The organism is Tuberibacillus sp. Marseille-P3662 (assembly GCF_900178005.1).
GTDB lineage: Bacteria > Bacillota > Bacilli > Bacillales > Sporolactobacillaceae > Marseille-P3662.
On sequence record NZ_FXBS01000006.1, the window covers coordinates 970,990 to 995,754 of the forward strand.

General features: G+C 39.0%; 22 protein-coding genes and 2 pseudogenes. 10 read left to right on the top strand and 14 right to left on the bottom strand.

What is annotated here, in order from left to right; translation table 11 throughout:
- Positions 1-37 precede the first annotated feature (37 nt).
- From B9Y89_RS13490 to B9Y89_RS19405, 9 genes are all read left to right on the top strand, one after another.
- Positions 38-1,534, top strand: coding sequence for a helix-turn-helix domain-containing protein (locus B9Y89_RS13490; protein WP_176222226.1), 1,497 nt, complete (start codon positions 38-40; stop codon positions 1,532-1,534).
- A 157-nt stretch (positions 1,535-1,691) separates the two neighbouring features.
- Entirely contained in the window at positions 1,692-3,305 is a 1,614-nt protein-coding gene (locus B9Y89_RS13495; RefSeq protein WP_085523732.1) for a BCCT family transporter, read from the top strand.
- Positions 3,306-3,360: 55 nt separating this feature from the next.
- Positions 3,361-4,899, top strand: a complete 1,539-nt coding sequence (gene hutH / locus B9Y89_RS13500) for a histidine ammonia-lyase (protein WP_085523733.1) — start codon at positions 3,361-3,363, stop codon at positions 4,897-4,899.
- 54 nt (positions 4,900-4,953) lie between these two features.
- The gene (hutU, locus tag B9Y89_RS13505) at positions 4,954-6,615 is read left to right on the top strand and encodes a urocanate hydratase (RefSeq protein ID WP_085523734.1); all 1,662 of its coding nucleotides are present in this window, start codon (positions 4,954-4,956) and stop codon (positions 6,613-6,615) included.
- 116 nt (positions 6,616-6,731) lie between these two features.
- Positions 6,732-7,946: an imidazolonepropionase gene (hutI, locus tag B9Y89_RS13510; protein WP_085524742.1), complete on the top strand. Its 1,215-nt coding sequence runs from the start codon at positions 6,732-6,734 to the stop codon at positions 7,944-7,946.
- Positions 7,939-8,889, top strand: a complete 951-nt coding sequence (gene hutG, locus B9Y89_RS13515) for a formimidoylglutamase (protein WP_085523735.1) — start codon at positions 7,939-7,941, stop codon at positions 8,887-8,889. Before hutI ends, hutG begins: the two co-directional genes overlap by 8 nt.
- A 173-nt stretch (positions 8,890-9,062) precedes the next feature.
- A complete protein-coding gene (locus B9Y89_RS13520; RefSeq protein ID WP_254901255.1) occupies positions 9,063-9,743 on the top strand; it encodes a Crp/Fnr family transcriptional regulator in 681 nt (226 codons plus the stop codon).
- 48 nt (positions 9,744-9,791) lie between these two features.
- A complete protein-coding gene (locus B9Y89_RS13525) occupies positions 9,792-10,739 on the top strand; it encodes a WD40/YVTN/BNR-like repeat-containing protein (protein ID WP_085523736.1) in 948 nt (315 codons plus the stop codon).
- A gap of 587 nt (positions 10,740-11,326) precedes the next feature.
- Entirely contained in the window at positions 11,327-11,584 is a 258-nt protein-coding gene (locus tag B9Y89_RS19405) for a hypothetical protein (protein ID WP_254901256.1), read from the top strand.
- Between the two features lie 777 nt (positions 11,585-12,361).
- On the opposite strand, the gene B9Y89_RS13535 is transcribed toward B9Y89_RS19405, so the two are convergent.
- The 9 genes from B9Y89_RS13535 to B9Y89_RS13570 form a co-directional block, all read right to left on the bottom strand.
- On the bottom strand, positions 12,362-12,577 hold the full coding sequence (locus B9Y89_RS13535) for a hypothetical protein (protein WP_085523737.1): 216 nt from the start codon (positions 12,575-12,577) through the stop codon (positions 12,362-12,364).
- Between the two features lie 142 nt (positions 12,578-12,719).
- On the bottom strand, positions 12,720-12,869 hold the full coding sequence (locus B9Y89_RS18815) for a M3 family oligoendopeptidase (RefSeq protein WP_139822806.1): 150 nt from the start codon (positions 12,867-12,869) through the stop codon (positions 12,720-12,722).
- Positions 12,870-13,101: 232 nt separating this feature from the next.
- On the bottom strand, positions 13,102-13,431 hold the full coding sequence (locus tag B9Y89_RS13540; RefSeq protein WP_085523738.1) for a hypothetical protein: 330 nt from the start codon (positions 13,429-13,431) through the stop codon (positions 13,102-13,104).
- 171 nt (positions 13,432-13,602) lie between these two features.
- Positions 13,603-14,295, bottom strand: a complete 693-nt coding sequence (locus tag B9Y89_RS13545) for an N-acetylmuramoyl-L-alanine amidase family protein (protein WP_085523739.1) — start codon at positions 14,293-14,295, stop codon at positions 13,603-13,605.
- Positions 14,296-14,343: 48 nt separating this feature from the next.
- The gene (locus B9Y89_RS13550) at positions 14,344-15,201 is read right to left on the bottom strand and encodes a polysaccharide deacetylase family protein (RefSeq protein WP_085523740.1); all 858 of its coding nucleotides are present in this window, start codon (positions 15,199-15,201) and stop codon (positions 14,344-14,346) included.
- A gap of 387 nt (positions 15,202-15,588) precedes the next feature.
- Positions 15,589-16,755, bottom strand: coding sequence for an acyltransferase family protein (locus B9Y89_RS13555; protein WP_176222227.1), 1,167 nt, complete (start codon positions 16,753-16,755; stop codon positions 15,589-15,591).
- Positions 16,756-16,769: 14 nt separating this feature from the next.
- Positions 16,770-17,417, bottom strand: a complete 648-nt coding sequence (locus B9Y89_RS13560; RefSeq protein WP_085523742.1) for a GDSL-type esterase/lipase family protein — start codon at positions 17,415-17,417, stop codon at positions 16,770-16,772.
- A 467-nt stretch (positions 17,418-17,884) separates the two neighbouring features.
- A complete protein-coding gene (locus tag B9Y89_RS13565; RefSeq protein WP_085523743.1) occupies positions 17,885-19,732 on the bottom strand; it encodes a sensor histidine kinase in 1,848 nt (615 codons plus the stop codon).
- Positions 19,729-20,409 (bottom strand): response regulator transcription factor, encoded by a 681-nt coding sequence (locus B9Y89_RS13570; protein WP_085523744.1) that lies wholly within the window; start codon positions 20,407-20,409, stop codon positions 19,729-19,731. The genes B9Y89_RS13565 and B9Y89_RS13570 overlap by 4 nt, the downstream gene beginning before the upstream one ends.
- 427 nt (positions 20,410-20,836) lie before the next feature.
- Between B9Y89_RS13570 and B9Y89_RS18820 the strand changes: the two genes are divergently transcribed.
- Positions 20,837-21,142, top strand: coding sequence for a type 2 periplasmic-binding domain-containing protein (locus B9Y89_RS18820; RefSeq protein ID WP_139822807.1), 306 nt, complete (start codon positions 20,837-20,839; stop codon positions 21,140-21,142).
- Here the strand turns inward: B9Y89_RS18820 and B9Y89_RS13580 are convergent.
- From B9Y89_RS13580 to B9Y89_RS13600, 5 genes and pseudogenes are all read right to left on the bottom strand, one after another.
- Positions 21,105-21,977, bottom strand: a complete 873-nt coding sequence (locus tag B9Y89_RS13580) for an AraC family transcriptional regulator (protein ID WP_085523746.1) — start codon at positions 21,975-21,977, stop codon at positions 21,105-21,107. The two genes, B9Y89_RS18820 and B9Y89_RS13580, sit on opposite strands and share 38 nt — an antisense overlap.
- 220 nt (positions 21,978-22,197) lie before the next feature.
- A complete protein-coding gene (locus tag B9Y89_RS13585) occupies positions 22,198-22,827 on the bottom strand; it encodes a hypothetical protein (protein WP_254901257.1) in 630 nt (209 codons plus the stop codon).
- Positions 22,828-22,929: 102 nt separating this feature from the next.
- Positions 22,930-23,250, bottom strand: a complete 321-nt coding sequence (locus B9Y89_RS13590) for a hypothetical protein (protein WP_085523747.1) — start codon at positions 23,248-23,250, stop codon at positions 22,930-22,932.
- A gap of 19 nt (positions 23,251-23,269) precedes the next feature.
- Positions 23,270-23,935, bottom strand: a pseudogene (locus tag B9Y89_RS19410) (Tn3 family transposase).
- Positions 23,936-24,107: 172 nt separating this feature from the next.
- Positions 24,108-24,667, bottom strand: a pseudogene (locus B9Y89_RS13600) (YdeI/OmpD-associated family protein).
- Positions 24,668-24,765: the final 98 nt, after the last annotated feature.

Genomic DNA, 24,765 nt, shown 5'->3' on the forward strand with positions numbered 1-24,765 from the left:
AAATCATAAAGATGACATCAAATAAGTAGGTGAAATGATGCCGGGTCTATTATTAGCAGATCGAGATCATACGGAACGAATGGGGATACGTTGGTTTATTCAATCCAATCGTATCCCATTTGAATCAATAGGAGAAGCAGGCAATATTGATGATACTCTGTCATATATTGAATCCTATCAACCTGACGTCGTGTGTTTGGAATTGGAAATGATTCCATCTAATCGAATGACCGACATCGTGTTAACGATTCGGCAATATGTACCGACCGTCATTTGTTTAACTGTGGAAGCCGTTTTTGAAAGAGCTGTACAGTCTATTGAATTACACACAATCTCCCTGCTTGTCAAGCCTCTATCACATGAACAATTAAAATTAACTTTGCAAAGAGCCGCCAAAAGCTCTATTAGTAAAATTCAAGAGGACAAAGGAACCCAACCATCCAGTACACATATATCTTATCCATCCTTGTTTATCAATCAGCCATTAAAACAGCAAGAATACAGTTTGATTTTATTACGTCCTGAAAAGACCGACCATGTATCGACATTATATCAATGGTTAGACCAATATCCCACGCCGTATCCGGTTACATACTTTGTTCTAAGAAAAGATGTTGCTTGTGTGCTGCGGGTTCCAAAACAAGATGAAACCATTATCCTGCAACAGGAAGGCCAACGCATGATCCAGCGATGGTCGAGTGAATATCCCAACCGCCGCCTGAATTTAGCCATTCATCCGGCTTCAGTTGAGTCAGCAAGTTTACATGCAATGTATTTGAAAACAATTAATCTATTTAAACTCAGTTTTTTCAAAGGTATGCAGCAGCTATTTTGGGTCAACCATGAAATGGATTTTGTCTCCATCGATCCTTTTTTGACACCTGAGGAGCAAAGGAAATGGATGACGTTTCTGGAAGAGGGAGATAAACAAGGCGTCAAGAACTGGCTGTATCAAAATTTTTCGGACTTTCAATCCCCTTATCCTGATCCCGAATTGATACGCGTCCGGTTTACTAGTATTTTGGCACAATTTCGGCGATTTATGAAAACGTATCATTTAGATAAACAGAAGGAAGTTGAGAGGCATTATCATGATATTTTCCAGACCATTTTGACAGCCCCTGTGATGTTCAGCATTATTCAGGAAATGATTCTATTTGTATTTGTATTAATGGATGGCGCCTCCAAACAAAAACAAGATGCAGCCACGGATGTGATTGAAAGAGGATTGCAATACATGGAAGCTCATTACCACCGACGTCATCTTGAACTTCGTGATGTAGCGGAACATGTTGGTATGAGTCCAAGTTATTACAGCCATCTGATCGTAAAGAAAACAGGACAATCCTTCCGTCAAATTCTAACCAACATTCGTTTGAAAAAGGCTTGCCGGTTGCTGACAGAAACAACGATGACTGTACGGGAGATTACGGATAAAGTGGGCTATGGTGATGCTAATTATTTTAGTCGAGTCTTTAAAAGAAATTTCGGTTTATCTCCTCGCCAATTTAGACAACACGAAAAAAGTAAGTAATATAAAGAAAAGTAAGGTTTTGACCTTGCTTTTTTTGTTGTTTTGTTTAATTGATTAAATATTTAGCTTTATTCAAATATAATACATCTATTTTTTTAAAGGTTTATAAATTAATATGATCATTGAAAGCGGATTCGAAATATAAGGAGGGAATACATTGAATGGTAAAAGGGTACGTTGGGGCGTTTTTTTGCCAATGGCTATTTTATTGATTGGAACAGTCCTTGTTGGGATTATTGCACCTACTAGTTTTTACAATTTACAAACAGTCATTGTGAATTTTGCTTTTAATAACTTTGGATGGTTATTTAGTTTAGTTGTCTTTGTATTAATATTTATTTGCCTGTTCTTAGGATTTTCAAAATTTGGTAATATTAGGGTTGGCGGTGATGATGCAGAACCTTTCATAAAGAAGTGGGAATGGTTTGCGATATCTCTTACAGGCGGGATCGGTACAGGTCTTTTATTCTGGGGAACGGCCGAACCCCTTACGCACTTTATGAATCCACCACAAGCACTAGGAATTGATGCAGGTTCAGAGGAGGCTGCAACTTTTTCGATGGCTGCAGTCATGATGCAATGGACACTTGCTCCTTATGCTCTTTACGTCATTTGTGGGATTTCAGTAGCTTATACACACTATAATCTAAAACTTCCCTACAGTGTAAGCTCTACACTTTACCCCATTTTGGGAAAAAGAGCCCTTGGATTAACCGGTACAATTGTTGACAATGTATGTATGTTTGCGATTGCGGGTGCTATGGCTGCGATACTGGGGGAAGGTGTATTGCAAATAAGTAGCGGAATTGGACATTATACATCAATCAATGACGGTCCGGTGTTGTGGGCTATTTTGATTCTTGCTATAACAGCTACATATATTATCTCTAGTTATACCGGCCTTCAAAAAGGGATTAAATTTCTTGCTGATAACAATGCAAAGATATTTATATTTTTATTGATTTTTGTGTTAATAATGGGGCCAACTGCCTTTATTTTCAATATTGGTACACAGGGGGCAGGAAGTTATTTAAGTAATATGGCAAAGTTACATTTATGGTTAAGTCCAATGGAAGGATCGAGTTGGTCGAAAGATTGGCCAATTTTTGAATGGGCACTCTGGGGTGCAAATGCTCCCCTTATTGGAATGTTTCTTGCGAGGTTGTCTTACGGTAGAACGCTAAGGCAATTTGTAACCTTTAATTTATTGCTTCCCGGTGGATTTGGTGCATTATGGTTTTGGGCCTTTGGTGGTTCTGCAATGTTTTTCGACTGGAAGAGTGGCGGCCAGCTTTGGAATATTATTAGCACTGAAGATGGAGGATTACAATTATCACTTTTTGCTTTTCTAGAAAAGTTTCCCCTTTCAACCATAATCGGTTGGGTGATACTTGTTGCCATTTACCTTTCTTTCACAACATTAGCCGATTCATTAACAACGACAATGTCTTCACTAACGACGACCGGGAACACGATCAAGAATCCAGAACCGCCGCCAAGAATTAAAATTTTTTGGGGATCGGTTATGGGATTAATGGCTTTACTAACAGTCACGTCTGGTACTGGTGGTGAAATCTCAGGTATCGATGCTGTTAAACAAATGGCGACGTTAGCTGGATTTCCAGTCCTTTTCCTGATAATTATGCAAATATTTTCTACTGTCAAATCAATTCTTAATCATGACAAGGTTGATCCTCCCAGTAAGACAACAGTAAACACTTATGTCAAAGGACAAAATACTGAGGTCGAATCTTCTACGACTAATTTATGATAAATATAATAGTTGTTCTAAATAACATTGTAACCGGAGTATCGGGGGTGCTTTCATGACAACAGATAGGAGAAGGATAACGATATCTGGAGGTGACCTAAGTATTGAAGATTTAATTTCGATAGCAAGATTTAATGTGTCCTTAAAACTATCGAATGACATAAAAGAAAAAATTAAACAGGCAAGAAGTTTAATAAAAAAATTTGTTAATGAGCAACGGGTTATTTATGGCATCACAACTGGTATTGGTGATAATAGCAAAATCAAAATTGATCGAGAAGAATCAAAAGAGTTACAAAAGAATCTACTTCGCAGTCACGCATGCGGGGTTGGTGAAGCTTTAGACAAGGAAATGACGAAATCTGTAATGGTAATGATGATAAAAAACTTATCGTTAGGTTATTCAGGCGTTAGATTGGAAACAGTGGAATCCTTAATTAAACTAGTCAACCACAATGTTATACCATTAGTTCCAAGAGAAGGGTCATTGGGGTATCTGAGCTATCAGGCACATATTAGTCTGGTCCTTATAGGGGAAGGTGAAGCTTATTATCAAGGGGAATTGTTGGAAGGAGAAACAGCTTTAAAGAGGGCTGGATTGAAACCTATAGATTTATACGAAAAAGAAGGATTGTCTTTAATTAATGGAACGGTTGATATGACAGCAATTGGAGCTATTGCAGTCTATGATGCTATTAATCTTCTTAAAACGGCTGATCTAGTGTCGATGGTAAGTTTTGAAGCATTAAGAGGAACTAATGATGCTTATGATGCAAGAATTAGTTGTGTGAAACCTCATCCAGGACAGAAAGCAACAATGACTAATTTGAATAACTTATTAAATGGTAGCGAAATAGCGGAGGAATTTAAAGGTCATAGAACTCAAGATGCTCTAAGTATTAGATCAATTCCTCAGGTTCACGGAGCATGTAAAGATGCGATAAATTACGCCAAACAAGTGATTGAAAGGGAAATGAATTCAGCTACGGATAATCCCCTGGTATTTGATAGTGAATCGGGTGGTGTTGCCATATCATCAGCCAACTGCCATGGTGAATCAATGGCTATGGCTTTGGACTTCTTGGCCATTTCTTTAACGGAAATAGCCAATATATCGGAGAGACGAGTCTTTAGACTTGTATCATCTCAGCACAGTGATCTGCCTCCATTTTTAGTTGAAAACGGAGGGGCTAATTCAGGATACATGATCCCCCAATACGTTGCAGCTTCATTGGTTTCCGATAATAAACGTTATTCTAATCCGTCTGTAGTGGATTCTATCCCAACCGCAGCAGGACAAGAGGATCATACCAGTATGGGTACATCATCTTCTTTGAAAGCGTTAAAAGTTATTGCTAATACGCAAAGAGTAATAGGGATAGAGTTAATGTGTGGGTGTCAAGGTATAGACTATTTGCGGCCTTTAAAATCGAGCCCAGGTATAGAAATTACTCATAATATTTTAAGAAGCTATATACCTAAGCTAAAGAAGGACAGGGTCATGTACAGTGATATTCAAAAGGTAGAAACACTAATAAAAACAGAAGAAATTCTAAAAGAAGTGGAAGATAGAGTAGGACAATTAATAACTTGAAGATGTTTTTAAATGCTTTTGTAAAGAGCAATATTAGCTATGGGAGGCAGTATCATGTCCAATGTAAAAGAAACAATCCGAGCACCGCGGGGGACTGAATTACACACAAAAGGCTGGATTCAGGAAGCCGCTTATCGCATGCTTATGAACAATCTTGATCCTGAAGTTGCTGAAAAACCGGGAGATCTCGTGGTATACGGTGGGATTGGCAAAGCAGCACGAAATTGGGAAAGTTATCACAAAATCGTTGAAACGCTTGAAATACTTGAAAACGATGAAACGATGCTCGTTCAGTCCGGAAAACCAGTGGCTGTTTTCAAGTCACATACGGATGCCCCGCGTGTTTTGCTAGCGAATTCGAATATCGTCCCGGCATGGGCCAACTGGGAAACCTTTCGTGAACTTGAGAAAAAAGGTCTAATGATGTTTGGACAAATGACAGCCGGAAGCTGGATTTACATCGGTTCACAGGGCATTTTACAAGGCACTTATGAAACGTTCGCGGAAGCCGCGCGCCAGTATACTAACGGATCGCTTAAAGGGACATTAACGGTGACAGCTGGTCTTGGCGGTATGGGTGGGGCTCAGCCGCTCGCTGTAACGATGAATGAAGGGGTTGTCATTGCGATTGAGTGTGATAAAGAACGCATTGAGCGTCGCATTGATACGAAGTATTGTGACGTCATGACAGAATCCTTGGGTGAAGCCCTTCGTATGGCAAAACAAGCGATGGTAGACGGAGAGGCGCTTTCCATCGGGCTGCTTGGCAATGCCTCTGAAGTTTTACCGGAAATGGTCCGTCGTGGAGAGGTGCCTGATTTTGTCACTGATCAAACGTCGGCGCACGATCCATTGAACGGTTATCTGCCAAAAGGCATGACACCTGAGGAAGGGGAAGTTCTCCGAAAGTCCAATCCAGATGACTATTTAAAACAAGCTAGAACAAGTATTGTCGATCATGTACAAGCGATGCTGGACTTGCAAAAGGCAGGCGCTGTAACGTTTGATTACGGCAATAATATTCGCCAAGAAGCCTATAATGAAGGCCTTGGAAACGCGTTTGATTTTCCAGGCTTTGTACCGGCGTTTATTCGCCCGCAGTTTTGCGAAGGGAAAGGCCCCTTCCGTTGGGCCGCGCTTTCGGGTGACCCAGAAGATATCCGAAAAATTGACGAGGCTATTTTAAAAGCTTTTGCTGATAATAAGCATTTGTGCAAGTGGATTAGAATGGCACAGGAAAAAGTAGCATTTCAGGGACTGCCGTCACGAATTTGTTGGCTTGGTTACGGGGAACGGGCCAAGTTCGGCAAAATCATCAATGATATGGTGGCTTCCGGAGATATCTCCGCTCCGATTGTCATTGGTCGAGATCACCTCGATTGCGGCTCGGTTGCGTCACCGAACCGTGAGACTGAAGGCATGAAAGACGGCAGCGACGCTGTTTCTGATTGGCCAATCTTAAATGCTCTCATTAACAGTGTGAATGGGGCTAGTTGGGTATCTGTACACCATGGTGGCGGCGTCGGTATGGGCTATTCCCAACACGCCGGTATGGTTATTGTAGCCGATGGGACAGAAGAAGCCGCCAAACGATTAGAACGCGTCCTAACATCCGATCCAGGCATGGGTATTGCACGCCATGTCGATGCTGGGTATGACCTTGCTGAAAAAACAGCTAAAGAAAAGCATGTTCGTATTCCAATGTTAGATCAATAAAATAAAGGAAGAGCGGTGAATCTCTTTCGCCGATTTTCCGTACTATTTTGATAGGGGTGAGGGAAACATTGGCACAAGCAGATATTCTTTTATATAATATCGAACAATTATTAACGATGGATAGAGATGATGGACCTGTTAAAGGAAAAGATATGAGTCAACTGGATGTCATTGCAGATGGTGCTATCGCTGTCAAGGACGGTCAAGTGCTGGCGGTTGGAACAACAACCGATTTGAATTATTTCCAGGCAAAAAAACGCATTGATTGTAAAGGTAAGCTCGTGACACCGGGTCTTGTTGAACCTCACACACACTTAGTATTCGGCGGTTCCCGTGAACATGAGATGGCATTAAAACAGCAGGGAGTTCCTTATCTTGATATTTTAAAACAGGGTGGCGGCATTCTGTCTACCGTCAAATCAACACGAGAAACATCGGAACAAGATCTGTTTAAAAAAGCGACGTTCCATCTTGATCGGATGATGTCATACGGCATTACAACGATGGAAGCGAAAAGCGGCTACGGTCTTGACTATGAAACTGAGATGAAACAAATGCGTGTGGCCAATCGATTGAAAGCATCGCACAAAATGGATATGGTATCGACGTTTCTCGGGGCTCATGCGATACCAGAGGAATATAAGGGAGACCCTGATGGCTTCTTAGATGAAATGGCTGCCATGCTCCCGGAAATTAAAGAAAAACAACTGGCCGAATATGTTGATATCTTTTGTGAAACCGGTGTATTTAGTGTTGAACAGTCACGGAACTTTTTAGAAAAAGCAAAAGCGACAGGCTTTAACGTCAAAATTCATGCCGATGAAATTGACCCGCTTGGCGGAGCGGAATTGGCTGCTAAACTAGGAGCGATCTCAGCTGATCATCTTGTCGGTACATCTGATAAAGGCATGAAAATGCTTGCTGAAAATAGTGTCATTGCAACGTTGCTTCCAGGAACATCATTTTATCTTGGTAAAGAAAACCATGCCCGGGCAAGAGATATGATTGAAGCTGGTACGGCGGTTGCGCTATCGACTGATTTTAACCCGGGAAGTTCGGTGACAGAAAATCTGCAATTCATTATGAATCTCGCTGCTTTGAATCTGAAAATGACGCCTGAAGAAATTTGGCATGCGGTGACCGTTAATGCTGCGAATGCCATTGGTCGTGGTGATCAAGCAGGGAAAATTGCTGTTGGCAGGAACGCAGATATTGTCATTTGGGATGCTGACAACTATCTTTACATTCCGTATCATTACGGTGTGAATCACGTGAACACAGTCTTCAAAAGTGGTGAAAAGGTGTTTGAAAGAGGTGGTCTTATTGGCTGATTTTGAACATTTATACTCTGCCGGAAAAGCTGGTTTTAAAGACAGTGAAGTCACAAAAGCCCACGAAATCATTAAACCGTGGAACGGGGAAAAAGTGGATGGATTCGGTATTCTCGGTGCGCCGCTATCCAAACCATCAATCAGTCATTCCGGTGCGGCTAGTGCGCCCGAGACAATTCGATCAGCTTTTTCTTCCTATACGACGTATGCGGTTGAGGACAATGTTGATTTAAAATCGACCCAATTACACGACTTTGGCGATGTTAGCATGCATGTGACTGATCTTATTAAGTCACAGCAACGCATCGAGGACACATTTTATGACGTGTTCCGATCACAGCCGGACATGTTCCCGATTATTTTCGGTGGGGATCATTCGGTTAGTGCTCCCAGTATCAAGGCTTTTTCCAAAGTTAAGGGAACCGTGGGCGTCATTCAATTTGACGCTCACCATGATTTGCGCAATTTAACAGACGGCGGACCCTCTAACGGAACACCCTTTCGCAATTTGATAGAATCAGGCACGATCAAAGGGGAACAACTTGTCCAAATCGGCATCCGTAATTTTTCAAACAGCCGGGAATATCGGGATTATGGACATGATCATGGAGTATCTATCCATACGATGGAAGATGTACGCAAACGAAGCATCACTGACATTTTACGAGAAAGCGTGAATGCTTTGAAGGAAAAAGTCGATGTGATCTATGTGTCAGTCGATATGGATGTGTTGGACCAGGCATTTGCTCCGGGATGTCCAGCCATCGGTCCTGGTGGTATGGACAGTGCAACTCTACTTGAGGCCGCGGGGTATCTTGGAAGTGAACCATCCATAGGCGCCATCGATATTGTTGAAATTGACCCGACAGTTGACTTTCGTAATATGACAAGCCGAATTGCCGCACATGTTGTTCTCAATTTTTTAAAGGGACGGATGACCTGAATAATTAAGGTTCTAAAAGAGTCAGGGTGCTCCCCTGGCTCTTTTAACACAGATGAAGTGTTCACAAAACTTCAACTTTCAAATTCTAACACTGACAGTTCTTCAATTTTCATCCTTTTAGTTTTATATTAAAATAAGTGCAGTAGAATAAGCGTTGTAAAAGGGGGATGAAGATGCCGCATATGATGGACATCTTAAGGGGGCTCCCGTTGTTCAGTGAACTGAATGATGAGGAATTGAAAAAACTAGAAGCCATTACGAAAAAAAAGACGTATTCAAAACGTCAGTATATCTTCATGGAAGGCGAGCCACGCGAGGCTGTGTATTTTATCCAAAAAGGATCGGTTAAAATATTCAAGGTTGATGAAAACGGCAACGAGCAGGTCATCAATCTGCTACAGAAGGGGGAAATGTTTCCCCATATCGGCTTCTTTGATACGACACCATACCCTGCAACTGCGGAAATTATCGAGACAGCAGAATTGTTTGTTATACGCATTGATGATTTTGATAACCTTTTGATTGAACAACCGGCCATTGCTTTAAAGGTCATGAAGATTATGGGGCAAAAGTTACTAAATTTACAGCAACGCGTTCAAGAACTCATTTCTCAGGATACTTTCCACCGTACCGTTCGCACGTTGCTAAGACTAGCCGACGAAGTGGGTGAAACAAATGATCAAGAGGTGCGTATAAATATGCCAATCACTAACCAGGACTTTGCCAACATGGTTGGATCGACACGCGAAACGATCAATCGGGTATTGGGACAATTGAAAAAGGAAGGCTTGTTAGAAACGGATCGTCACGGCATTTTCATTTATGACCTCCAAAAACTGAAAAACTATCATTAACAAGAAATATGAGAGAAATTAATAATGGACACATATGGGGGGCTGCTTATGAAATATTTTATCCTAAGCCTATCTATTATGATGATGGTTGGCTTAATTTTTTGTATTTGCTTATACCAAAATCAAGACCATATTACTTTTCCACAACTGAATCATCCAAATAAAATGCAAGAGCATACAAAATCAGCAAATGAACGAAAAGAGCCTCAGCCTGAGCCGTTACAACCAGTAAATAATAATAAGATGAGTTATACTTTACAAAACAACGAGTTAAACATGACTTACAATAAAGGAAATGATTGGGTGAAAGTTCCAATTGAAAAAGACTTATTATTTGAAGGGGAGTACAGGGGAAACAAACACGAATTGATTGAAGGTAGCTACATACTTACGGAAAATCGTGCTGCGTTCTTATATTCGGAAGGTGCAAACCGGGAATCAAAAAGGATAGTACTAAAATACTCCCTCGATCAAGGGAAAACGTGGAAAGATGGGGTTGTTACGGAATCTTTCCCATCCATGCGTTTTAGAAAAGTTGATTTCTTAAATGATCAGTTTGGTTATGTAATTATTTCTGGTGATCGAACCATGTCTCAGGAATATTCACGTGTTTTTTTAACGCATGATGGAGGGGAAAGTTGGGAAGCAACAACCGATTCAGGAGTAACGAGATTAATTTCAGATGGTGGGTTTATAGATGAAACGACAGGATTTTTGTCTTTTGGGACGATAAATCCTCAGAAACCGGACTTTTACGTTACACAAGATGGAGGGAATACTTGGAGTGAAGCAGTCATGAGTATTCCAGAGAAGTATGATAGAATCTTTGTTCAAGCTGAACTTCCCGTAAAAGAAGGTGATCATTTGTCCGTTTTGGTTAATCAAGGTCCTAATGGTGATTATGAAGGTGGAGAAGTGAAAGGCAAATTGATATCAAAAGATAACGGAAAAACATGGGATTTTTCGAAGGAGGTACAGCCAAATGAAGCAGAATAGACATATACGAAAAGTGATGGGATGGATTCTATTTCTTCTTGCATTTGGCTTCTTGTGTCTGCAATTAGGGTATTTGTTCGCTCATGAAAGATTTCAATTAGAGTATATTGATAATCGATTATTTTACATTATAAATATTGTTTGTGTTATCTGTTTGTTTCTAGCAATCTCACTTCTACTTAGACTCACCAAAGGTTATAAATTAATAGATGTCAGTATGGTGGTCGTATTTATTATCGTTCATGTGGTACTACTGGTTGACAGTACTAGGGAAGTTAAGAATATAACAAGCGTATCACCTGATTTCAAATGTTTTATCCATTAAAGAAAATGTAGAGAATGGGGAGGCCGTTTACTATAGATCGTATTACGGGATTTTCGCACGTCCAAAAGATAAATTATCAGATGAGATTGTTGGAGATTATAAAGTAAAGTGGTTAGCAAATGATATTGCAGCCGTTACTTATAAAACAGGTGATGATACTATTCAACAATTTATCGGAACATACGGGGATCGAGGAAATGGTACGAGTTATTATTACGTTGGAGCGGAAATACACGGGAAATGGCAAGGGAAAAACATCGAAGTGATTAGTAACTCAGAAGGAATCTCTGTTACGGAAAATCATAAAACTGAATTGTTTACGTGGGAAAATATCAAGCAGTTTGGTACACTTGCCGTTGTTTTAAAGAAAAATAATGAAGCTGTGTGGACCCTATCATTAAATGAAAACTTTGAGGTTCATTCAGATGCTTCTGAACCAACTGTCGGAAATATAAGTTTATATAAAGCGACTATTGAAGAAAATCAGCCATTAACGCTACACTATATGACTTCAAACTAAAAGGATCGGCATTGTTATTTTTATATTTTCATGTTAACTAATGTACTTAAATAGTGCTTAACCATGCAAAGCAGTTAATCCAGAAAAGGGAAGACTTAACACTCAACCAGTTCTAATCATTAAAATATGTAACAACATAGGAATAACGAAACAACTGACGAGCTTTTTATGTTTGAGTGAATCAACTTAATTACTATTTATTTTTGAAAAAGGAAGTTCAAATTTTCTTGTCAAAATGACTTAAATTTTTATCGATAAGTAAAGACATAACGACAATGCAGGATTTAAAATAATTACGTAAAATGTTATTTTTGCGTAATTATGTTTGGTTATAAATGGTAAACTGTAGTAAAAGCCTTAAAATGACTTTTTCAGTCAATCACAATCAATATCATTGTAAAAATCAGGTCTTTGCGGATGAACTCAGTTTTGCAGTTAAACTATACATTCATTGATGATATTTAATCAGCAATACTTTAATTTTTATTCATTAATAAAGCATTTTACATTAGTGTTCCAAAATCAGTTTGTTTTTCATTAAGATCATGATATCGTTATATCTTTGCTAAGCATCAACCAAACTTATTATCTGAAATAAAGTCTTTAAGTATTAATTAATGTATTGTATTGTTGAGATTTTTTATTTATAGCTTAGCGCTCGTTGTAATCACTATTGATGATTAGTATTTTATTGACCTGGATTGCTTTTAAATTGAATTTTTTAATTTTAGTTTACATAATATATATTATCGGAATCAATATAAATACCGACAATAATTAGCCTTCTGGACCCTTCTGATTTAAAACCGATTTTAAGAATAGAATAAAAAGAAACATAAATACGATAAAAGAACCCGCTGCAAGTGATTTAGCGACAATCGAATCTTTATTAAAAAAGTTATATAAATCAAGACATAAAAAACCTATAATAATAATTATAGAAACAATAGAACCAATTATTTCATTTCTTTGTTTTGACCTCTTTTGTTGCATAATTGACTTCCCCCCTACAAATCTAATCAACAGCTGATTGGTTTGTTGAATAACTTCTTTATAAATGTTCTAATATAATGTTCCATCATTACATTGCAAATCCACTTTGATATTATATCTTTGAGGAAAAGAACTAATCCAGTCAATGTGTGCGGAAGGTATCTACTTTTCTCTGAAAATCACTTACTTCTTTTTCTATGTAATTTAAATGCTCTTGCAACTGGGGTGATTCGCTCTCTCCTGGGAAAAATACATCTAAGTTCCATACTTCTGGATACTTTATTTTTTCCACTTTTACTCCCCCCCTCGTTTTACGGTTTAACCAACAAAACATACGTTCTGTATAAATTATTATGAAGTAAGTTGAATGATAAGTCAAAATTTTTGTCATCCAAAAACGCTCGTTTAATAGTTATATTTTATTCAACTATATGGCCCGCTTATTCAATTACTGCGCCCGATAATGGAATTGTGACCATTCAAAACCTTCTCACTTTATTTTTTTAATGGAAGTTTCCATCTTGTTACCTAGCTGGACGTTCACTCATTGCGCTTCCCATAACCATACCTCCGCCATGAACCGAATAGTAGAGAGGCATTTTTTCATATTTTAATTGTCTAGGTTTTATGATTTCTAATCGAATATCTGGACCACCAAAATAACTTGGCACATACCTTTCTTCAAGTGTGACTGGAAATTCATGCGTGACATCCCGCTTCTGCATCATTTCTAATGTTTGGATCCGTGATTCCTTAAGCATAGATTCAGTAAGATCATTTGTTGGTATTAAATCAATGACGCCGGAAATCTCCGGGTCGATCAAATGCCTACTTTTGCTTGTCTTTCCATTCATACTCGTTCTTCTCCTTAAATGCAATTATATTTCTTCAATAAATTTAAAGTAACCAAAAGGAGTGGCAACTATTTCGTTTTTCAGACCTATTGCTTAACCACTCCATTTTCGTATTATAACCCAACTAATAAAGAAAGCCATTATTCAGAATGGCGCCTAACCTCAAAGCTCCTAAAAGAACCAGTCTCCGATACCCTGTTCTTTTGATTGTGATCGGTATTCTTTGATTCCATCCACAATAGAAGCGGCAACTCGTTTTTGAAAGGGGTCAGTGTACATCTTGGCCTCATCCTGAGGATTCGAAAGAAAACCTACCTCTATCAAAACGGCTGGCATGTTCGTATCTCTTACGACAAATAAATCTTTCCGCTTAACACCCCGATCGGAGAATCCAGTGGCTTTGGCTACATGTTTTTGCATCGTTTCGGCCAAAGGAAGGGAGCCGTCGTGATAATAAAACGTTTGGGTTCCCGAAACATCTGGATTAGAGAAGGTATTTCCGTGAATGGATATAAATATATCCGCATTTAGCTTATTGGCAAATTTGGGTCTATATCGGCTTGTTTGGGAAATAAAACTGTCATCATCCCTTGTCATATAAACCTTGATGTCAGGTTCTTTTTTTAACATTTTTTCTACCTTTTTACCAAGGCTTAAAGTAAACGCTTTTTCATATCGGCCACTCGCACTTGTAGACCCCTTATCTTTGCCGCCATGCCCCGGATCAATGACAACCTTATAAACGTCATCGTCCTTATCTCCTTTGGCAGTGTTTTTATCTTTATCGTTGCTGCCACAAGCAGTAAGCAGCAAAACGGAAATTGAAATCAATATGATCATTAAAATACTTTGTTTTTGTTTCATAGTTAACCTTCTTTCATTATTTTATCGATCTTGATCAATTTTGGATGATTAGGTCTTTAAACGGTGGCAACGGTCATAACATTTAAAGTGCATCACCGGGACGGAAGCATCAATTTTTTTCATTTGAAATCCATGGTTCGTCAGCCAATCCAGTAATTTCGGTAAATATTTCGCTGTATTTGAGGTGTCATGAAGCAACACGATCGATCGGACCCCGCCCTGTTCTAATTTTTGGGTTTGATGAATCGTGTTGGTCACATACGCCTTGCCTGGTAGATCCCAGTCATCGCTGTCGACATTCCAATCCCATATTTTGTATCCATGGGACTTTAGAGCCTTCCTGAATGGTTGAATCAAATAGGGTACGCTTCCGTACGGAACGCGTACAATATTGGAACGAAAGCCTGTGATGTTTTTAAGTGTTTTTTGGGCTATGTTCATTTCATGGAGAACCGTTTGTTTGGAACGGTAGAACTGTCCCAACTCATGTGTTACACCGTGTAAACCAACCCCATGCCCCTCCTTAACTATCTGTTTTACTACCTCGGGACGCTCCTTCATGTGAGGTGCAAGCATAAAAAACGTCGCTTTGGCACGATATTTTCGTAAGGTTTCAAGAATCTCGTCTGTTACGGAAGAAGGACCATCATCAAAGGTTAAGTAAACGACTTTTCTTTCCGATGATTTTGAATCAGTTGATAGCTTTTTGGTTTCTTTTCCGGGTTTAACTTGAGATATCTTTTTCACAATTGCTTCATGCTCACTTTTCGTGGATGAAGAAGCAGAATTCCAAGCGAAATAACATACTAGGAAGGCAATAGACAGTAGGGCGGCCAAACTAATACCAACGTTCCTCTTTAATCTTCTTTTTGTACGATTCCTACTGCCAACCCGTCTTGATGTCATGGTTTTAGCTATCCTTTCTTTTCAATGATTTGTTGCTATATGGATAGATTAATAGGAAGAAAAAAAGATGAGGTAAAGATGATGTGAATATCAATTAAAGAATCTGACAAGGATTGCGATCGTCTTTAACGGCCTGAGAGGGTGATTTTGCACTAAAAGGCCTAGGCTTGTCTACGGCTGTAAGTATGAGTGGAGGCTTTTAAGTGAGTCCTCGGGTGTCAAATTCAGGGCATCCAAAAACATTTAGTCATAACAAATACCGTCGTCCAATGATCCCAGATGTAAATGGGCATCAGACGACGGTTCTCAACGATGTTGGTACCTGCGACAGGAGCTCTTTAACTACCAAATTGGATGATGACTATCGCTTCATTATTGCTTCCCAGCTTAGCTTGTTATGCCCCCGGAACGTCCGCTCTTCCTCCATATACTTCCTTTCATTTTATAACGGATAGGTTTCTCAATAAATTTCCAGGAAATCGAAGCAATCAGAAATACAGCTGCAATTTGTATGATCATATGGAATATCGCCTGCACTCCTCCCGACGTTGAAGAGGTGAAAGTCAACACAAGGATAGGGTAATGCCATAGATAAATGCCATATGAACGAACGCCCAACCAACGGAGTGGCCTGCATCCCAGAATACGACTGATCCAAGTTAACGGGTGAACCGCAGCGGTGATTACTGCAACTGTAGCCAAACATTGAATAACCATTCCCCCACGGTAAAGAAACGTATCGTATTGATTCGTCTGCCAAAACATCCAAAATAGGATGACAAGACCGGCTATACCCACTGTGTCAAAGGTGATTCGTAAGCGTTTATTATTAGTAACTTTTCCTGTCAATTTTTCACTGGACAAGCATAATGCAAGTACTGCACCAATCAATAAGGAAAACGCACGGGTATCGGTTCCGTAATAAACCCGACTTGTATCCATTAACCCTGGTTGATGGAGGAATGCCATATCAAGTACAGAAATCAGTGCAACGAGGACGATTGCACAGATGAGCCACTTGCATTTTGGAATGAAACGCAATCCCAATAAAAGTAAAAACGGCCAGAACAGATAAAATTGTTCCTCAACAGCCAGGGACCAAAGATGTAATAAGGGTGAAGACTGTCCAAAATGGGAAAAATAGCCGACATCACTGAAAATAAACCACCAATTTGTAACATAAAAAAACGAAGCCAGCCAATCCCCCCAGAGGTTAGCGAACCGGGAAAAGTGGAACAGCCCCATCCATACCGCCACCACGATCAGTAAAAGGAACAATCCCGGCAGCAGACGACGGGCGCGCCGAAGCCAAAAATCTCGCAAGTCGATCTGCCCTGTATTTCCCCATTGTCTAACCAAAATATCAGTAATCAAGTACCCGGATAAGACAAAAAATACGCCTACACCTAAGAATCCTCCGGGAGCCCATTTAAAACCGAAATGATAGGCCATTACTGCGCATACAGCGATCGCCCTTATCCCATCTAACCCCGGCATATAACGGCTTTTCTTGATCTGGGAGAATTTATTAACGTTTGTTTCTTTTGGATCCATCATTATGCCCTCCTTTATTGTTTCTTGGATGACTGGATCTGTTTTTCAATATAGTTTAGTAAAAGGGGGTAAAAATCCGCTTTGAAATGGACACCATCCTTGGAATGCAGGTTCTGATGCTTTTTAAACATCGGATATAAATCGATGTAATCGACCTTTTCCTTCGTTGCCATCTTTTTAAGTGCCTTATTATAATCCGGAATATTTTTATAACGCGGCTCTTTCTTTATGGCTTCTTTTGTCACCGGGGTAACCGATAAGACATGAATCTTCGTATCCGGCAACTGCTTCTTTATTTTTTTTATGAATGTCGCGTAATGACTCATCGAATTCTTTATGGGGTAGTCAACAGGCATGAGTATGTCATCCGACCCTAGCAAGATAAAGACATTTTGCGGTTCTCTTTTTGCTATTTGATCAACATCTTGCACCGCGAATTGAGCAGTGGCACCTGCATTACTGATTACATTTGAATCCTTTAACAACTCGGATAACCTTTTAAATAAGGAATCTCCATAAAATACACTGTTACTAAAAACAGATTTGTCATAGTCTTCTTCATCTGTAGAAACGCTTTGTTTTTCATTCTGTTTACTTCCACAAGCTGCGGTAGATATTGCGAGGGTTCCAATAAGCAAACTGAGAAATATTTTTTTAATCATGTCAATGATACCTCCTAAATTTTGATTAACTTGCTTTGACTTAGCTGGAGTCGGACAGATTGCGTATTCTTTGGGTCATCTAGTACTTATTCTCCTTCATCTACTGAGAGAGGAATTGAATCCTGTTAACAGTCAAAAACATTATAATCAATGGGAAATGATTTGAAAGGCAAATCTAATGGTTCAAACCTCCTTTCTTAAAGGTTTAAATTGGAAAAAACGATTGTTAAGAAATCCTGGGCCCCTCTTACTTTAAAAAGGTTAAAAGAGAGGGATGAAGATGAGGTAAAGATGATATTGATTTGAATTAAAGAATCACAAAATGCGTTGTGGGTTAACATTCATGTGGCTTATAAACTGTCAGTACGTATGAAAAGCCATCCGTTCATTGAGATGATTGAACGGATGGCCTTTTACATTGAACATTCGATTTTAATCTATGGCAACTTTCATCTGAAATGCTATGTCTACCCTTTTTTGTCTAAATAGAAGAAAAACAGTACGCCATCTTCCGTATTGGACACGCCATACTTAACACCGTGAAGCTCCAAAATATTTTTCGAAATGGCAAGTCCCAGTCCGGTGCCTCCTTCGGAACGCCTTCGGGAAGAATCTCCGCGGTAAAAACGATCCCATATTTTATCTAACTGCTCTACTTCAATGTGAGTACCTTTATTTTCTACACATATTTTTACTTGTTCATTATCTTCTACGGTTGAAATGATAATGTCCTGTTTTTCCGGTGTGTAACGGATGGCGTTTGTAATAAAATTTGTCAAGACTTGTTCAATACGATGTTGATTGGCCATCACTTTCAACCGATCAAGATAGGTGTAAACATTGACATGCTTCTTCGTTATATCTAAAGATAGTTGTTCACATACATTTTCAATGGTTTGAGCAATATCAAAAGCATCCATTTTCATTTTGTACGTACCGGACTCAAATTTTGCTAGCTCCAGCATATCCACAACCAACAGGTTCATTTTGTCCACTTCTTTTTCCATGGCTTTAAAGTAATGGTCTTTCTTGTGGCTCGCAACGCCATCCTTTAAAACGGAAATACAACTTTTTATAGTGCTTAAGGGCGTTTTCAACTCATGCGATACCCCTGAAATGAATTCTTTTCTTGTGTCTTCCAGCTTTTTTTCTTTCTCAATGTCTTGTTGTAACTGGTCAATGTGCGAATGTAAGGTGTCTGATAGTAAGTTGATATTTCTGGATAAGTCTCCAATCTCATCTTTTGATTTAACAGCAACGTTTTCCGAGAAGTCCAGGTTTGCAATTTTCCTGGTTGTCTTATTTATTCGTAACAGGGGACCTGCAATCGTTCTTGAGTAATAAATGGAAGCCAGAATAATAAGAAGTAATACAAAGCCTATGATATATACGGAATAAGTTTTGAACATTTGTATCGCCTCATCGACGGGTTGCAAGGATACCATTGAAAAAATATAAGTTGTGGCCCCATTCTTATCCTTGACTGGTTTAATGAACTGTTTGTACTTGATCCCGTTTCGTTTAAAATCAAGGACATGAAATGAATCATCGCGATACTGGACGTTGCCCAACAGTAAATTGGCCTGAAAGGTTTTGATCCTTTCCATAAACAAATGATTGGAATAGATAAATGGCACATTGCCGTTCGGTTGTACGACATCCTTTATGGTACCGTTTACTATTGTCACAGGTGGCTGAGTGTCATGTTTTACTGGATGTTCCTCATCAAGCATTTGTCCCACTTTTTTTTCCAGCACCTTGTTTTCCAAAAATATCCCCTTTTTAATTTCCAATTGCCTAGGCGTCAATGTCCCAAACGTTCCGCGGGGAAAAGTACCCCCTTTAGCGATTATATAAGGAACAAATGCACGCCCCTTCTTGATACCGTAAATACTGATTTCCGTTCCGCGGGAAAAAGGTAAACCCCCGGTTGCAACGTCTTCTGTGTTAACAAGATTGTATAATGGAACTTCAATTTTTTTCTTTGTGAACTCCTGATTTCGGGAGGGATTCAGTTTGACTTCTAAATAAAAATCATTCGCGTTCTCTAAGTTCCCATAACGATCCAATGTGGTGACCCAGGCGTGATGTTTTTGGTAAAAATCGCGTTCAAGCCGTTGAAGGGCTTCTTCATGTCCGCTGTTTTTTAAATACGCCTTTTCAAAAGAATGGATACTCGCTTTCATATCCTCTATTTTCTGACTTACATAATATTTTTTAAAGAACAGGGTTTGTCCAATCAGAAAGGCAGCCAAGATGAACAAACATAAGGCTGTTGTAAGCAAAAACAATTTGACAACAATTCGGTTCCTCATCCGTCACCCTCAAATTTATATCCAGATCCTATCATGGTTTTAATCAGTTTTGATTTGTCGCCTAGTTTATTTCTTAAATTACGAATATGGGTATTCACGGTACGATCATCACCCACATATTCATAGCCCCAAAGCCTCGTAATTAATTGATCTCTTGTAATGACAAGCCTTTGATTTTGCATGAAATACTTTAAAATTTCAAACTCTGTATAAGTCAAACGAATAGGCTCACCATCCACGGTGACTGTCCGTGAAGAAAGGTCTGCAAGAATCCCCTGACTAGATAACGTTTCATTTGCAGGATGATCTGTATGGCGTCGACTTTCAAGCAGACGTTTTGCTCTTGCCAACAAAATGGGGGGACTGTAAGGTTTGGTGACATAATCATCTGCGCCCAGCTCAAAACCAAGAAGTGTATCATCTTCATCCACCCGAGCTGTTAACATGATGATCGGGACATTCGAAGTTTTACGGATCCTTCGGCAAACAGACCAACCATCTAACTCCGGCAACATGATATCGAGAATGATTAAATGAATGTCCCCCTCTTGAAATAAAAATAACGCTTCATCTCCGTCTGACGCTTCCAAAACTTGATATCCCTCATTTAAAAAGTAATCTTTGACCACTTCACGTAAAATATCTTCATCTTCCACGATTAAAATTCTTTTTTGCATTGTTTTTCCCTCACGATTCTAAAAGGTTGGTCTCCAAGAAAATATCATGGTGATGTAAAGATGAGATAAAGATGTAAAACTTAAGTAGGAATCTTGAACCTGAATACTATTAAATAATGGAACTTATTCCTTCACCAAACGAAATATTCCCTTATTCCACAATACCAGCTAATAAGAGGTCAACCCTTAAGGCTAAAAAAGTTCTTAAGAACATGATACAATAAAATAAGGAACGACAAATAGCCTTCCAATTTTTGAAATAATTGGAAACATTCGAATCAGTGACCAATATCCGCAGTTCAAAATACAAATCGTCCATTTTGAGGATGATGCTCATACACTCTCAACCACTTATCGTACCATTGGCAAACACTTTGATTTCATGGTAGGGCCATACCTTGTAGACACTTGGAAGGATTATTTCCGTGTGTTTGAACTCGGAAGATACCGCTTTTGCTTTGCAGTATCTCGCAACCATCTGCTGGCTCCATACAAATCATTGTCTATCAAAGATTTGTATGGAGAAAAGGTTGCCGTGGTGAACGGTGGGGAAAGTACAGTCATTGATGAAATTCGTGATTCTTTAATAAGGAACCACCCTCAAATCCAAATTAAAGATGTTCTGCGAAGTGATGCAATATTGGCGCTAATCCTTGTTAGGGAAAAGCGCCCGTTTGATGAAGATTGTCACTCTGTTACTTTTTTAAAATCGGTATCCATATCTCGCTTTTGAAAGTTGGCGAGGTTACATCTTTATTCCTATTCCACAGGATTTCTGGACCTTCTATTTGTTCATAATTTGATGAAGGAAACCATTCAGAATAAATGCGTCCCCATACATCTTGCAGCGTGTCTGGAAATGGCCCGATTGCTTCAAATACTGCCCATGATGAAGCAGGAACCTCAAGATGTGTTAGGTTATCAGGACATGTTTTAGTTGTTGCCACACCAATATAGTGATCAAGTTCCCCTTTTTCCTCCATCCGCCCTTCAGAAAAGTTTGTGGATGCACTAAGCAGTCCCATAGGTTCGACATTAGAGAGTTTTTTAAGTTTATTTATCGCTTCATCATCTAAACTTTCCCACATAGAGGCAATTTCCGGATTAACTCCGTTGAAAATAATAGGAACTCTTTTTTTAATACCAACGATGCGAAATGCCTCTTTTTCTTCAATTCGATAGTTCATTTCAATTCCTCCTCTAATTGATAACTGAAAGGTCATTCGCGGATAGGCTTTTATTGTGTGACCATTATTTCTGGCTTCTGATGGTGTTATCCCGTGAAGGCTATGAAAAGCCCTCGTAAAGGAGTCCGGAGAATTGTATCCGTATTTCATAGCAACATCAATAATCCTGAAATTGCTATTGTTCAGCTCGAAGGCTGCAAGCGTGAGACGTCTTCGCCGAATATACTCCGACAACGTTACACCTGCCAGAAACGAAAACATTCGTTTAAAATGATACTCTGAACACAATGCCTGCTTTGCTACTTCATGACCGTCAATCCTATTGGTGAGATTTTCTTCAATAAAACTCAAAGCATCATTCATGTTTTTAAGTGAATCCACTTTAATGACCTCCCTTACATCAACAGAATAGCAGGAAGTGAAAGAATCTATCCGACTTATCATGCACACTTGTGTAGGATCAACTTATTATGCAACAAACTGGCCCGACTGATAAACAAATTTATTCCGCAACTGCGCCCGTTAATGGAAGACCGTTATTACTGAAAAGGTTACTTTAACATATGTACATTGTTTCATAAGTCAGATTATGACTTAAAGACTAGAAGGTAACGTAACTCATTAAAATTATGAAGAAAAATAAGGTTTCAAGGTTAATGATAAATGGATTTGGTTTCACCTTTGAGAACAATTTCACTCTTTTTACTAAACTTGCATCTAGCATAATAAACAAATAATAAAAAATCAGTAAACCAAATAGAAGCATTAAAATTGTCATTAATATTTCGCCACTTTGCCAGAAGGTTATTCCTAAAAATATGGCCCAAATACATTTAAAAACACCCAATAAGCTTTCAAATGGATTAGTTAGTGTTGCCATCATGTAATCCCCATGTTTATCTGTAATTGAGTGATCTTCGTTATGCCTTATTATAAATGTAATATGACCTGTTTGTAGTGTCATTGTAATTACTAATAAAACTAAGTAAGCTAATCCAAATATAGTACCTACTAGCAAAATATCCGAATTTAATAATTGATATAATGCCAATGGTAATGGAAACCACATTGCATACATTACCGCCATCAATAAATGCAAGAAAGCGTATTCATTATTTCTTGCCATTTTTTGAAACGTAAAAACTATTACAAAAAATATCAAAACTCCTATCCATCCCAAAATTATTGTAGAAAATAAAATAACTCCATAACTCCCTTCGCCTACTGTCAATTAGTTTAAGTACATTTTTTCACAAATCCAATATTAACATAAGTGTCTTGTCTTGCTTTAAGTCTTATTCCGTTAAATGGCCCTTTTCCGGAACAAAGGATTTTAATAATACTCATACAGGGATTCTTTAATATCATTCAACAAATCCTTCAATCCTTCGTCAGAATGAGAATCGGCCAACCTTTCAAGAAAAGCCATATATTCACCGTTATCATGGTCATCAAAATCATCAAGCAGGTCAATAATGATGGCATCTAACCGATCGAGTTCTTCCTTTGTACAACGTTCTAGAAAATCCATGGTTTCGTACATGTCTTTGCTCAGTTTCACATAAATATCCCAGGAATCCTCTTCCCACCATCGGTCATCCCACCGGTGCATCATCCATTTAATTTTTTCTTCATCTAACGTGGATCCTAACATGGGTTTGCTCCTTTCGTTATTATATGACCGATAAACCGTTGTTCTGGGCAACGGGGATGTCAAAGGGAAGTTCCGGTGGTTTGCGATTGAGATCAATGCGATACTTTCCGAACCGGTTTACATGTGCCGTGACATAAGGACTCAAATAGGAAATTAGTTCATCATCGTATCCATGCCCTTCTTGCATATACTCCTGTAGAACACGGGACAAAGAGAATACGTTATAAAAAATAAGGCAATTGGACACCAGATGGTTATACTTAATAAATTTGCGTTGTTTGACCCGGTCATTTTCAGCAATAATGCCTTAACGACCAAAGGATAGCCACTTCGTAAAATTATTGAAGGCCTCACTTTTGTTGGTGGCTGAATGAATGGTTTTTCTTAGCTCTTCATCCGACATATATTTTAATAAAAATTTGGTGCGGATCACTCGCATAAGTTCCCGGAAGGCTTGAAACAGTTTATTCTTTTTGGTGTAGGTTCCTAATTTATTAAGAATCGTAGAAGGTGTGATTCTTCCGGTTTGTACGGACATGGCCACCCGCAACATGTCGGGATAATGTGTTTCGATGAGTTCCCAATCAATCTCATCAGAAAACAGGCCCTCAATATGGTCATAAACTTCATCTTCTGCTGTAGGGCGAAACAACTTAAGGTTTTTCCAGTTACGAATCCGAGGCATCAGCTCAATGCCTAACACAGAGCGGACAGGCCAAAAACCGTTGCACTCTGTCCTTGTGTATCCGCGTGAAGAATATTGGGTTGAATGCCTTCCTCCAGCCTTCCTCCAGCTTCGATTTTGTTCAAAAAACGCAACAAGCGTTTAAACAGGTTGATTTGCTCACAAAACTCAGTTAATTTTTCTTCGTATTCATCTCATGTGACGAGTTTTCAACCCTTGACTCTCGAGTTTTGGACTGTTTGGCTTTAGAAAAATAAAGAATGTATGCTCTTTGCCGTCCCGGCGTCAATGCTTCAAAAGCCGTTTTCAAGGCTAGGAATTCATCGAATTTAGTTTGCAATTCTTCAGGAATATTGAATTCTGTTTTCTTTTTCACTTCCAAACCGGCTTTTTCAACTTCAATGGCTTCATAGACCTCTCAAGGTCGTTTCCATTTCAATGATATCTTGAACACTGGTAAACCGAATCTGGCGCGCCGCCTGTACGTTCTCCGTTTGTTGGATGAGGATACCATTAGGATCCTTTAACAAGGCACCTTTGTGAAACAGAAGTGCCCAATATTCTTTAAATCCATGGATTAATATGATGTTTTTATTCTCAAACGTATTAACAAGGATGACCCCACTTGAATTCTTCGGTCAGCTCACAGTCAAGAATGATTGTTCGCAATGTCTCAAATTCTTCCCGCCATTTATCAGCTCTACTTAAAAAGACATTAACCTTCGGATTCATTCTATTATTTTACTTTGTCATAGTCGTTTCCCCTTTTTGGGTTTTTACTTATTATGGTTATAGTATATCTATATATTTCAACAACAAGCCGAAGAGGA